Origin of the sequence: Lysinibacillus sp. 38-6 (genome assembly GCF_046245175.1) — a bacterium.
Lineage (GTDB): Bacteria > Bacillota > Bacilli > Bacillales_A > Planococcaceae > Lysinibacillus.
Map to the genome: position 1 here is coordinate 1,856,166 of NZ_CP176417.1, position 12,904 is coordinate 1,869,069.

Genomic DNA, 12,904 nt, shown 5'->3' on the forward strand with positions numbered 1-12,904 from the left:
CTTCTGCGGCTACTTTCCGCGGGAACACCTTATACGCAGCAACGAAAGGATATGTCACGCTATTTTGACTCAAGTAAAATGGTCACTGGCCCGTCATTTGTTAATGCAACGTCCATCATTGCACCGAAAATACCAGTCTCTACTTGTAATCCATATGCGCGTAAAGCATCATTAAAAGCTTCCCATAACGGTTTCGCAATTTCTGGTCTTGCTGCACGCGTAAAACTTGGACGATTGCCTTTTTTAGCATCTCCATACAATGTAAATTGGGATACAGAGAGAATTGCGCCACCATGCTCTAAAATGGAATGATTCATTTTCCCTTCACGATCTTCCCATAAGCGTAGATGCGCAATTTTTTTGGCTAAATAAGCAACATCCTCTGCTGTATCGTCATGTGTAATGCCAACTAGAAGCACGTAGCCACTATCAATTGCACCTGTTATTTCTCCTTGCACTGTGACAGATGCCGCCTTACTACGTTGTAAAACTACTTTCATAATGTTACCCCTCAATCTAGCAAAATCGTTCCACCCGTCACGTTACAATGATTCAATGCTCAAATTAGTTAATAACTCGTTGCACGGAATAAATATCCGGTGTTTGCTTAATGCGCTCAACAACTTTGTGCAAATGAGAAATATTTGATATCGAAATTGTTAGGTGGATTGTTGCAATTTTATCGCGATCTGCACGGCCACTGACCGCTAATATATTTGTTTTCGTTTCGCTTACGATTTGCATCACTTCATTTAATATACCTGGTCGATCAAAAGCAGACACTTCGATATCAACAGGATACTCTTTTTTCTCAGGTGTCAGCCCATGTTCCCACTCAACTTCAATAATACGCTCTTGCTCATCCTCTATTTGGATATTTGGACAGTCCGCGCGGTGTACAGAAACACCTCGACCTTTTGTAATAAAGCCGACAATGTCATCACCCGGAACCGGTGTACAACAACGGGATAGTCGAATAAGCATATTATCAATGCCTTTGACAATAACGCCTGACTCTGTGCGTTTTTGAGGAAGCGGATTTTTCATTTTTTGCTCTATTTTTTCAAGCGCTTCTTCTTGTTCACGCTCTTTACGACGTTTTTCAGCTAAGCGATTGACTACTTGCTGCGCCGTAATACCATTCATGCCAACAGCCGCATATAAATCTTCTTCATTCGTGTAATTAAATTTATCGCAAACACGTTTTAAGTTTTCCGATGACATCGTTTCTTTCATATCGAAATCTTGTGAACGAATTTCTTTTTCAATCATCTCTTTTCCTTTGATGATATTTTCCTCACGAAGATGACGCTTGAAAAATTGCTTAATTTTATTTTTGGCTTGTGATGATTGCGCAATTTTTAGCCAGTCGCGACTCGGACCAAATGATTGTTTGGATGTTAAAATCTCAATGATATCACCTGTTTTTAATGGTGTATCGAGCGGTACCATCTTACCATTGATTTTGGCTCCAATTGTACGATTGCCGACTTCTGAATGCACACGGTATGCGAAATCGATAGGTACAGAACCAGCAGGCAATTCAATCACATCTCCTTCAGGTGTAAAAACATACACCATATCCGAGAATAAATCGAATTTTAATGATTCCATAAACTCTTCTGCGTTGGAAGACTCGTTTTGGAATTCTAATATTTCTCTAAACCACGTTAATTTTTGATCGACATTTTGTTTTTCAATATCAATCTTTTTGCCTTCTTTATATGCCCAGTGTGCTGCAATCCCGTACTCAGCAATTTTATGCATTTCTTTCGTGCGAATTTGCACTTCGAGTGGGTCACCATATGGGCCAATAACGGTCGTATGCAACGATTGATATAAGTTTTGCTTCGGCATCGCAATATAATCTTTAAAACGCCCAGGCATCGGCTTCCATAACGTGTGGACGATGCCTAATACTGCATAGCAATCTTTTATGCTATCAACAAGAACGCGAATGGCTAACAAATCATAAATTTCATTAAATTGCTTTTTTTGTAGCACCATTTTTCGATAAATGCTGTAAATATGCTTTGGACGCCCATAAACATCCGCATCAATTTCCACATCAGAAAGTTGGGATTTCATTTCCCCCATAACATTGTCCAAATAAGCTTCACGTTCATCACGTTTCTTTTTCATCAGACTGACAATACGATAATATTGCTGAGGATTTAAATAGCGAAGTGCAGTATCCTCCAGCTCCCATTTTACTGTCGAAATCCCTAGACGGTGTGCAAGTGGTGCAAAAATTTCAAGCGTTTCTTTTGAAATTCGGCGTTGTTTTTCAGCAGGTAAATGCTTTAACGTGCGCATATTATGCAGACGGTCAGCAAGCTTAATTAAAATGACGCGTATATCCTGTGCCATCGCGACAAACATTTTGCGGTGATTTTCCGCCTGCTGTGCTTCTTTCGATAAATATTTTATTTTACCAAGCTTCGTCACACCATCAACGAGCATTGCTACTTCCTCACCAAATTCACGCACTAAATCATCGCGTGTAAATTCCGTATCTTCCACAACATCGTGTAAAAAACCGGCTGCCACAGTTTCCGGGTCCATTTGTAATTCAGCTAAAATACCGGCAACTTGCACTGGGTGAATAATATACGGTTCACCAGAGCTACGGAATTGCTCGATATGCGCATCTCTTGCCAATTCATATGCTTTTTTCACGAATGCGACATTTTCCTCATTCATGTAGGATTTGACTAACTCAAAAACGTCCTCAGGAGTCAAAATTTGCTCTTTCGCCATAACATGTCCACCTTGCTCGTCAAATTTTTCAGATTAGATATAAACTTTATTGTATAAAAAATAGAGGTCGATTGTAAAGGGACTGTGTCATTTAGTTTAGATAATATCGTGAACAGTTCGTCATAATGTGAAAAATATACATTTTACTGAACAAAAAGACCCTCCACAAAGCCAATTAACTTTGCAAAGGGTCTTTTTATTTATTCATTAGTTTGCTTTGTTGTAAGCAACCGCAATTTTTGCGCCCACTACTGCATTGTTTTTCACTAATGCAATGTTCGCTTCAAGGCTCTTACCTTCTGTTAATTCTTTTACTTTACCAAGTAAGAATGGTGTAACATTTTTACCTTGGATACCATTTTCTTCAGCTTCTACTAATGCTTTTTCGATAATGTTTGTAATAAATGCATGCTCAAGCGCATCCGCTTCTGGAATTGGGTTCGCAATAACCGCGCCACCTTGTAAGCCTAAATCCCATTTAGCACGTAACATTGCTGCTACTTCTTCTGGTGTATCTAGTTTAAAGTTGACATCAAATCCACTTTGACGCGTGTAGAATGCAGGAAGTTCGGCAGTGCCGTAACCAACTACTGGTACACCTTTCGTTTCAAGATATTCTAATGTTAAACCGATATCTAAAATCGATTTTGCACCCGCACAAATAACTGCTACATTTGTTTGTGCTAATTCTTCTAAGTCTGCAGAAATATCCATTGTAGTTTCGGCACCACGGTGTACACCACCGATACCACCTGTTACGAAAATTTCAATGCCTGCTAGCTCAGCACAGATCATTGTGGCAGCAACTGTTGTTGCTCCTAATTTTTTTGTCGCTAATAAATAACCTAAGTCACGGCGAGAAGTTTTTGCAACGCCTTGCGCATTACCAAACATTTCAAGTTCTTCGTCAGATAAACCGATTTTAATTTTACCGTCAATTAGCGCGATCGTTGCAGGTACTGCACCGTTATCACGAATAATTTGCTCTACTTCACGTGCTGTTTGCACATTTTGAGGGTATGGCATACCGTGTGAAATGATTGTTGACTCTAATGCAACAATTGGTAGACCTTTCGCTTGTCCAGCTTTTACTTCTTCTGATAATACGATAAATTCTTTCATAATGTTATTCCTCCATTTCATTTTTCAACAATTCTTCTGACAATTCAGGTCTTACTGTATACGGGGATGCCAATGTATTTTTAGCATTTGTTAAGCCTGCATCAATACAAACGTCAAAGGATTGACCCCTTAACCAACTATGAATAACAGCACTTACAAAAGCATCACCAGCGCCCGTTACATCTTCAATTTTGTCGATTGCCTTCGCGCCAAAATGACGTGGCGCAATCGCTGTCGATGCAGCATAAACACCTTTGCTACCTGCCGTAATAATGACATGCTCAGCTCCTAATTGCAGAAGCTTTTCAATCGCTTTTACATAGCCTGCCTCGTTGTCAATTGTATGCCCTACAATTGTTTCGGCTTCGTCAGTGTTACAAATAAACCACGTAACGCCTTGCAAAGTATCCGGTAATCGATTCATTTTTGGTGAAGATACCGGTACAATGACAAATGGAATTGCCCGCGCAATCGCTACTTGTTGGATGTAAGCCACCGTTTCTTTCGGACAATTTAAATCCATAATAAAGCAGCCTGCATTCATTAGCATGGCCTCGTTTTTCTTCAATAAACTCGGCACTAATAAATCATAAACATCCATATTCGCAACCGCTAATGCAAGCTCACCTTGCTCGTCCATAATCGCCGTATAAGAACCCGTTGTAGCTTCTGGTAACTGCTCGACATAGCGCAAATTCATAAACGACTCTGATGCTTCTTGGATTACTTGCCAATCCGCATCCTTACCAGCTGTTGTGAGCAACGTTACCTCATGATTCAGTCGACCTAAATTTTCCGCAATATTGCGACCAACCCCACCTACACTGAATGAGGAGCTAGCAGGATTGGAAGTACCAAATTGCACGGCCCCTTTTACATGAAATTTCCGATCGAGATTAGCTCCGCCGATACAAATAATTTCATTTTCCTCAGGTAAAATATAAGCACGGCCAACAATTTTCCCTTGCTTCGTTAAGCTCGACACTAAGTTTGCAAGTACTGGACGGGACAGATTCATCTTATCTGCCATCTCTTGCTGAGACATAAACGGATTTTTGCGAATTAAAGCCAGTACCGCTTGTTCTCTTTCATTCATAGCATCACCTTTTATTATATTTGTTTGTATTATAAACTTTTGTTTGAACAAAGTCAAACTTTTCTCTTATTCACGCATGTCTAAAAGGCTTTAACAGCAAAAAAATAGCACGCTAGAGAACTACCTAGCATACTATTTGTACTTTTCATGTTGTTTATACGATTAGGTTGAATCCTTTGTAGGCATGCTTTAGACATTAGTGAGCTAATTTCACCGGCTTTTGTTTTTTCACGATAATCACAAAAAAGCTCGCTAATAAACAAAAAACACCTGCTAAGAAAAATGCCCATGTGTACGAATTGAAAAATTTATAGATTAGACCTCCACCATATGCTGCTACTGCAGCTCCTGCTTGATGGGAGGCAAAAATCCATCCATAAATAATGCCACTTTTTTGCGTGCCAAAAATTTGTCTGGAAATACCGATTGTTGGCGGAACAGTCGCAATCCAATCTAAACCATAAAACGCTGTGAACAATATAAGTAGTGGCATCGAGCCTTGGGCTAATGCATACGGAAGTAACACTAATGAAGCTCCTCTTAAAAGATAATACCAAAATAGTAACCAACGATTATCGAAACGATCAGAAAGCCAGCCAGATAATGTTGTGCCGACTAAGTTAAAAATCCCCATGAACGATAGAAAGGAAGCGGCTGTTACTAATGGAAGTCCGAAACTAATGCAATAGGATACAAAATGGGTTCCAATTAACCCACTAGTTGATAAACCGCAAATAAAAAAACTGCCTGCTAAAAGCCAAAATTCTTTTATTTTCACAGCTTCAAATAAGCCGTTAAAGGCAATAATAATTGGATTTTTCTTTTGCTGTCCTTCACTTTCTACTCTTTCCTCTTCAAGCCCATATGGCAGAAGACCGACATCTTTCGGTTTATTTTTCATAAACAATAAAATCATCATAAACATAATCGAGCTTAACACGATAATTAATGCAATTGCCCATCGCCAAGAGGACTTTTCAATAATCATGGCTAAAATCGGTAGCAGCACTAACTGCCCTGTTGCAGTACTTGCTGTTAATATTCCAAGCGCAAGCCCTCGTCTTTTCTCGAACCAATTATTTGCTACGAATGGACTTAATACAGTTAAAAATAGACTGGCTCCAAGACCAATAATAAAGCCCCAAATAATCATTAATTGCCACGCTTGCTGCATCAACAGCGTAAGCGCAATACCCACTATTAAGACGGCCATAGCGGCCAACATCATTTTCTTTAAGCCGATAACTTCGAGTAATGCTGCCATAAATGGTCCTGAAATGCCATATAAAAAAAGACTAATGGCAAAAGCCATGGCAATGACCGAGCGATCCCAGCCAAATTCCTGTTCAAATGGACCGAGAAACACACCTGAAGAAGATAAGGTAATGCCTGCTACAATAATCGAGAAAAATGTAATAACTAAAATAAACCAACTGTAATGAATACGTTTCATAAGCCACCTGCATTTCGATAAAAATGATTAATTTTTTTCAATATTAAAAATATATGTATATACATATATAATAATGACTCAGCATTTTGGATGTCAAGAAAGAAATTCCATTTAGTGGTACAATGTTACGTAACGATAAAGTGAAAAGGAGATCTAGTTATGGACAGAAATTACATAGACATTGACTATACTCAAATTTGTGTATGTGCAAATCTCAGAAAAAAAACTAGGGTCGTTACACAACTGTATGATAAAGTACTGGAACCTACTAATTTAAAAGTAACGCAATACTCGATGCTAGCAAATATCGCCCAACATCAAGCAGTGACAGTAAGTCAATTAGGTGAAATTCTATTACTTGATCAAACAACCATCACTCGCAATATCAATCTCTTGAAAAAAAATGACTATGTAGAAGTAAAGCGTGATCCACAAGATGGGCGAACAAAACTAATCTCTTTAACGACTACAGGTATGCATAAATTAACGGAAGCAGCTCCTATTTGGATGGCTATTCAGGAGAAAATCATCCATGATATTGGACTCGAAAAATATAAAGACTTTTATGAAACGCTAAAAAAAATTCAACAAGTCGTGAAATCCTACGATTAATTGTCAGAATTGTTTGAGTGCGTGGCACCTCAACTAATGAAAAAAACTGTCCCAATAGTTGGGACAGCTTTTTTCATTAATATTGAATTAACGTTTTCACGCTTAAATCGCCTAATTTTGAACGACCGTTTAGTTCTTTTAATTCGATTAGGAAAGCACAGCCTACTACTTCTCCGCCTAATTGCTCAATTAAGCGTACAGTTGCCTCTACTGTCCCACCTGTAGCTAGTAAATCATCACAAATAAGCACTTTTTGACCTGGTTTGATGGCATCTTTATGCATTGTTAATGTATCTTTACCGTACTCTAAACCGTAATCTGCACTAATGACTTCACGTGGCAACTTTCCAGGTTTACGAACTGGCGCAAAGCCAATTTCAAGCGCATAGGCAACTGGGCAACCGATAATAAAACCACGCGCTTCAGGGCCAACGATAATTTCCGCTCCTACTTCCTTGGCATATTCAACGATTTGATCCGTTGCATATTTGTAAGCTGGACCGTTGTCCATAATTGTTGTAATATCTTTGAAACTAATGCCTTCTTTTGGCCAGTTCTCAACCGTTGTCACGTATTGCTTTAAATCCATAGTACTTACTCCTCCTACGAAATGGTATTCGCATATAAATTTAATCGTTCATCAAACCATTGTTTTAGCTCTATATAAGGTGCATAGACAAGTTTTTGTTCTATTTCAATCTGTTCTGAACGTTGTTTGTAAGACGGTGCCTCTGTTAATGCCGTTTTCGGGACATTTACGTTGACAGTCGTCAGTCCACTCTCCATTTTAACAAAATTAAGTTCAAAAAACACCTGTGTCATAAATTTTAATGCTTCTAATGGCCAACCCGTATGCTTAGCTAAATCCGGCAAGTGCATGTCCAATGGAAATGCAGGACGTTGTTTTAAAAATTTATAGTACCACGCAAATTGCTCACGTGTCGGTATGCCATTAAAGTACTGGGAATCTGGCATATAGAAATGGGCATAAATACGTGTAGGTGCTGTTTTGCTTAAAACATTTTCTAATAATTGAACATTGTGCGGTAAATCCAGTAACACAATATAATCTGTTTGCTCCACATTGGATAGCTCAGCATCCACTAATTGGATTGGCACACCAAGCAATGATTGATAATAGCTAATCGTCTCAGGACGGAAGGCAAAAAAGATGGCTTCCTCTTTTGGCACTGTATGTAACCAACGAGATGTTTGACGAATGCCACGAATATCAAATAATTGCCACTCAGTCGTTTGGACATCCTCTATCATAAATTGTGGCTTTTTACGTCCTTGCCACTCATTTATTTGAAGATCGCCCGTAAACGATACTTTAATGCCATATGTCAGTTCATTGAACAAATGTCCTTTATTAAAGCCTACACTGTCCAATTTTTCCATACCGTCTGTTAATTCCATCTTAATATGATTTTCTGCGGCGCCAATTTTACGCATTGTGGCAATTTCCACATCTTCAAGCACATACACGGGTTTTGGGAAATCTGTACCGAATGGGCCAAGTGTGGCAATCTCTTCAATGGCATCCACCGAAATTTCATCAATTTTAAGTGGAATATCAATCGACAGAACCGGTGTTAATTGCTCTTCTGTTAAACATTCTCTTGCCTGTGCATCCAAGCGTGCGCGCAGTTCATCCACATGTTCTAACGGTAACGTCATACCCGCTGCCATCGGATGTCCACCGAAATGCGGTAAAATATCTCTATTTTTCGCCAATTCATTATATAAATGGAATCCTTCAATACTACGTGCAGATCCTTTAGCTGTCCCTTTCTCAAAATCTAGTGACAGAACAATCGTCGGACGATAATACAGTTCAACAAGTCTGGATGCGACAATACCGACAACGCCAGCATTCCAGCCTTCCCCTGCTACAACTAACACAAGAGAGTCGCCAATTTTTTCATCTGCTTCAATGCAAGCAATCGCCTCATCCGTAATACTTTTGACAATATCTTTACGCTCTGTATTACACGCATTTAACTGTTTAGCGAGTGTTGTCGCCTTTGTTGTATCTTCTGCCATTAATAACTCGACAGCGGGAGAGGCTTCGCCAAGGCGCCCAACTGCATTTAACCGTGGCCCAAAATAAAAGCCGATTGTTTCTTCATTAATTGTGGCTTGCTCAGCACTTGCTACCTCACACATCGCCTGTATCCATGGACTAAGTGAACGGCGCATTTCCTCAATGCCACGTTTTACAAGATAACGGTTTTCGTCCACTAACGGTACTAAATCCGCCACCGTGCCAATTGCCACAAACTCCAATAAATGTGTTGGTAGTTCCCCATAAAGGGCATGTGCTAATTTAAATGCCACCCCAACACCTGCCAGCTCACCAAATGGATAATGCCCCTCTGGTAAACGTGGATGTAAAATAATATCCGCAGGCGGTAATTCCTCACCTGGCTCATGGTGATCTGTCACGATGACATCCATCCCTAATTCTTTTGCAACGCGAATCGGTTCAATACCTGAAATGCCGTTATCAACTGTCAGTATTAATTGAATGCCCTCTTCATGGGCTTCCCGAAATAATGCTTCACTCGGACCGTAGCCATGTAAAAAGCGATTCGGTATTTTAAAGGATACATCTGCGCCAAGGTCTAGTAACACATGGAGCATTACTGTTGTACTTGTTACACCGTATAGTGATAGGTAAGCATTTGATATCATCTCCAGCTTTTCCCCCACTTCACACCGTGCGTGAGATTTTCACCTCACACGGCGTTCCATCGAATAATTTCAAAACTTTGTTAATCTACATAACTTAACAGTATTCACTAAGCGTATGTTTATTTGTCCAATTAAATTGCTAGTTCTTTTAAATTTAATTTTTTGCGTAAATTATTAAGTTTGTTTAGGCTTCCAACATTCGTTATAAGATGTATATATTTCGAGATTACTTCTTCATCTTTTGCATGAATCAAAATGTGAATTTCTTTATCGACGAGACAGAGGTTTTTGTATTCGTCAGTACCACCTTGCAATCGTGGTACTTTATGATGACAATGAATCGTCATCGGGTTTAGTTCTTGCCCTGTTACATGACAATTACCTCTTTGAGCACAGTATAATGCAATACGATTGTCGTTATATTCAACACTTCGTTGTGGAATTGGGTGTTCCATTAAGAAACGAAGTATGCCAACATCAATAGTAGAAAGGTTATTATGAATTTCTTCTCTACCTTCTTTTGTATATGCATTTACTACATTTCGTTTCATCATTGGAATTTTGTGTTTAATGTAGCCAATAGGTAGAAACGGTTCTCGTGATATAAATCTAAGTTGCTTGCTTTTTCCGTATTCTTTCTTGATGAAATCAGAAGTGATAACACCCGTTTTCTTGATTCGCCGTTTCATTCGATGGTCTTTCAAACACGCATTTATTTCATATGCGATGTTTCCCATATCCTCGGCTATCATTGTTGCTATACGGAAATATTGATGAAGTCCTATTACAGTTGAGTTATATCGTGCTATTTTTCTTGCTTGGTCATTTGAGCCACTATCATATCGAATACCTTTAATAATTTCTTTAAGGTTATTCTTCGTGCGCTTTACTGCTTTATCACACATATGACTTTTAACTACCCATTTCTGACCTTTTGAAATTAATTTCATTTTGATTCCTAGAAATTCAGAATAGTCCTTTTTAAGATTTACGATTTTTGATTTCTCTTCGCTAATTTCTAAGCCAAGTCTATCTTTTAGCCATTTTTGGACTGCGATAAATAACTTCTTTGCATGATTAGGATTACTACAGAATATTTTAAAATCATCTGCATATCGAACAATGTAACATTCCTTTAATTGGGTTTTCTTTAGATGGTAATATTGATTTCCTTTATCTGTTGAATTCCCTCTATCTTTTCGAATAATTACTTTATCTTTACAAATGGGAGTGTTTTCCCATTGGCTTTCAATCCATCTATCCAATTCATTGAGAACAATATTAGATAGTAAAGGAGAGAGAATTCCTCCTTGTGGTGTACCTTTCTCATTCTCAATAATTTTTCCGTCTGGCATTTTGATTTTGGCTTTAAGCATTTTAGAAATAATCGTGAGTAAGTTTTTATCTTGTATACCTAATGTCCACATTTGTTTTAATAATTTTGCATGTGATACGTTATCAAAGAATCCTTTAATATCTATGTCAACTACATAAGACATTTTAGAATTTTGCATTAACCGATAACTTTGTGCAATTGCATTTTCTACTGAACGATTTGGTCTAAATCCATGACTTCTACCTGAGAATTTTGCCTCTGCTATAGGTTCAAGAACTTGTAAAATACATTGTTGGACTATTCTATCCCAAATTGCAGGAATTCCTAGTGGTCTTGTTTTACCATTAGGCTTGGGTATTTCAACCCGCCTTACTGCTTTCGGTTTATAATCTCGTAATTTGTTTCTAACATAACGAATAAATTGTTCCTCGCTTAGCTTTGATATATGTTCGATTGTTCGACCATCAACGCCAGCCGTTTTACTGCCTGTATTCTTCTTAATGTTTCGATACGCTAACTTAATGTTTTCAGTAGAGCTGATCATACCCATTAAGTTTTTAAATTTACTACCATTTTTGCTTTGTTCATATAGCATGTCAAACGAGGTTTGCATACTATAATACTCAGCATTTCTAAGTTTGGACTTTTTAACATGTTTTACGATTCGTGAATTTGCCACAGACATCAACCCCTCTCTCAAGTGGTGATTCTATTAGTCATACTCGAATCTGTGATTTGTTATGCACTTATAAGTCTTTGAAATTTCCGACTAGAGCCTATCCCTCCACCACTTATTATCACGGTTTCAAAGGTACTGTGGCTCCACTCTCACGATAGGTTAATCAGTTTTAATAGGTTGCCCATTTATATACTGAACTGTTTCATAGGTTGGTTAATACCTCCACATCCTTCGCTTTCCACGTTCCGATTTCTCTATCCATTCATTTATCCTTAGGTTTCTCCTATAGTCCTGTATGCTTGAACTTGCCTTTAACAAGCTATGGGCTTTCATAACGCCAGATTCTTACTTACCCACACATACGATGGCACTGCCATCCATTGCATTTCTACAATGTCTACGTCTAGACCCGTACATTCAGAGATTCGTCAGTGCTTATGCAGCACATTCTAACCATAGATATTTTATAGACTCCCGGCATATAGGATACACCATCCACCTCTGGACAGCTTTCGTATTTACTTATAATAAATAAACTTACGGTATCTCTCTGCCGACTTCACCGAGCTTCATACTTTTCTATTTAACCTTAGAGAAAGCATGTCGGAGTATCAGAGTAGGCGTTTCAGGGCGTTACTCCATCATTCCACCTATCAAGAAATCAGTTCTCCTAGGGAAATTATACGACTCCCTAGTGTTTAAGCTTTTCACTTAAAAACGTGTCGCACCCGCATCATAGTCTCCGTACACTAATATTTTCTCGTTGTTTTCAAGCGCTTGCTGAATGCGCGCTACTGCTTCTGTCATGCCATGCATTAAAAATGGGTCGTGGATATTCGCTTCTGTCATATTTAATAAGCTTTCTGCATCGGCTGACGTTGTACAGCCTCGTGCCGCCAAAATTTTCGCCGCAATTGCAGAAAGATGTAAGTCATTTTGTAATGTTTGTACAAGTTGTGCGTCTGGGCGCTCTACCTGCCATCTTTTTTTCGATAAAATCATTTTTCTCACTTCCTCACGAAGGCTATTATACCGAAAATCGAGCTTCTACGCACTATGTACAAGCTTACTAGTTTTATCCTAATTTAATAGGTTGTCTCTTATATCGTTATTTCTAACATGGATTTTTTTTCGTCAATTCGAAAAAGC

General features: G+C 38.6%; 10 protein-coding genes. 1 reads left to right on the forward strand and 9 read right to left on the reverse strand.

The window, feature by feature from the left end; translation table 11 throughout:
* Positions 1–59 precede the first annotated feature (59 nt).
* The 5 genes from dtd to ACKVEV_RS09640 form a co-directional block, all read right to left on the reverse strand.
* A complete protein-coding gene (gene dtd / locus ACKVEV_RS09620; protein ID WP_409370162.1) occupies positions 60–500 on the reverse strand; it encodes a D-aminoacyl-tRNA deacylase in 441 nt (146 codons plus the stop codon).
* A gap of 64 nt (positions 501–564) precedes the next feature.
* Positions 565–2,760 (reverse strand): RelA/SpoT family protein, encoded by a 2,196-nt coding sequence (locus tag ACKVEV_RS09625; RefSeq protein WP_409370163.1) that lies wholly within the window; start codon positions 2,758–2,760, stop codon positions 565–567.
* A gap of 207 nt (positions 2,761–2,967) precedes the next feature.
* Positions 2,968–3,882 carry a pseudouridine-5'-phosphate glycosidase gene (locus ACKVEV_RS09630; RefSeq protein WP_402921099.1) on the reverse strand — a complete coding sequence of 305 codons (915 nt, stop codon included), beginning with the start codon at positions 3,880–3,882 and terminating at the stop codon, positions 2,968–2,970.
* A gap of 4 nt (positions 3,883–3,886) precedes the next feature.
* Positions 3,887–4,978: a carbohydrate kinase gene (locus tag ACKVEV_RS09635; protein WP_409370164.1), complete on the reverse strand. Its 1,092-nt coding sequence runs from the start codon at positions 4,976–4,978 to the stop codon at positions 3,887–3,889.
* Between the two features lie 196 nt (positions 4,979–5,174).
* Positions 5,175–6,431 (reverse strand): MFS transporter, encoded by a 1,257-nt coding sequence (locus ACKVEV_RS09640; RefSeq protein ID WP_409370165.1) that lies wholly within the window; start codon positions 6,429–6,431, stop codon positions 5,175–5,177.
* 159 nt (positions 6,432–6,590) lie between these two features.
* Here ACKVEV_RS09640 and ACKVEV_RS09645 point away from each other — a divergent pair, with 159 nt between their 5' ends.
* Positions 6,591–7,043: a MarR family winged helix-turn-helix transcriptional regulator gene (locus ACKVEV_RS09645; RefSeq protein ID WP_409370166.1), complete on the forward strand. Its 453-nt coding sequence runs from the start codon at positions 6,591–6,593 to the stop codon at positions 7,041–7,043.
* A 76-nt stretch (positions 7,044–7,119) separates the two neighbouring features.
* Here the strand turns inward: ACKVEV_RS09645 and ACKVEV_RS09650 are convergent, their stop codons facing one another.
* From ACKVEV_RS09650 to ACKVEV_RS09665, 4 genes are all read right to left on the reverse strand, one after another.
* Complete coding sequence (locus tag ACKVEV_RS09650) at positions 7,120–7,632, reverse strand: adenine phosphoribosyltransferase (protein WP_409370167.1); 513 nt, start codon at positions 7,630–7,632, stop codon at positions 7,120–7,122.
* A 14-nt stretch (positions 7,633–7,646) separates the two neighbouring features.
* Entirely contained in the window at positions 7,647–9,740 is a 2,094-nt protein-coding gene (recJ, locus tag ACKVEV_RS09655) for a single-stranded-DNA-specific exonuclease RecJ (RefSeq protein ID WP_409370168.1), read from the reverse strand.
* 131 nt (positions 9,741–9,871) lie between these two features.
* The gene (gene ltrA / locus ACKVEV_RS09660) at positions 9,872–11,761 is read right to left on the reverse strand and encodes a group II intron reverse transcriptase/maturase (RefSeq protein ID WP_409370169.1); all 1,890 of its coding nucleotides are present in this window, start codon (positions 11,759–11,761) and stop codon (positions 9,872–9,874) included.
* 705 nt (positions 11,762–12,466) lie between these two features.
* Entirely contained in the window at positions 12,467–12,757 is a 291-nt protein-coding gene (locus tag ACKVEV_RS09665; protein ID WP_409370170.1) for a single-stranded DNA-binding protein, read from the reverse strand.
* Positions 12,758–12,904: the final 147 nt, after the last annotated feature.

Coding starts and splice junctions, on each gene's coding strand:
- ACKVEV_RS09650 (WP_409370167.1), bottom strand. CDS start 7,632: ATGGATTTAAAGCAATACGTGACAACGGTTGAGAACTGGCCAAAAGAA.
- ACKVEV_RS09645 (WP_409370166.1), top strand. CDS start 6,591: ATGGACAGAAATTACATAGACATTGACTATACTCAAATTTGTGTATGT.
- ACKVEV_RS09665 (WP_409370170.1), bottom strand. CDS start 12,757: ATGATTTTATCGAAAAAAAGATGGCAGGTAGAGCGCCCAGACGCACAA.
- ACKVEV_RS09630 (WP_402921099.1), bottom strand. CDS start 3,882: ATGAAAGAATTTATCGTATTATCAGAAGAAGTAAAAGCTGGACAAGCG.
- recJ (WP_409370168.1), bottom strand. CDS start 9,740: ATGATATCAAATGCTTACCTATCACTATACGGTGTAACAAGTACAACA.
- ACKVEV_RS09635 (WP_409370164.1), bottom strand. CDS start 4,978: ATGAATGAAAGAGAACAAGCGGTACTGGCTTTAATTCGCAAAAATCCG.
- ACKVEV_RS09640 (WP_409370165.1), bottom strand. CDS start 6,431: ATGAAACGTATTCATTACAGTTGGTTTATTTTAGTTATTACATTTTTC.
- dtd (WP_409370162.1), bottom strand. CDS start 500: ATGAAAGTAGTTTTACAACGTAGTAAGGCGGCATCTGTCACAGTGCAA.
- ACKVEV_RS09625 (WP_409370163.1), bottom strand. CDS start 2,760: ATGGCGAAAGAGCAAATTTTGACTCCTGAGGACGTTTTTGAGTTAGTC.
- ltrA (WP_409370169.1), bottom strand. CDS start 11,761: ATGTCTGTGGCAAATTCACGAATCGTAAAACATGTTAAAAAGTCCAAA.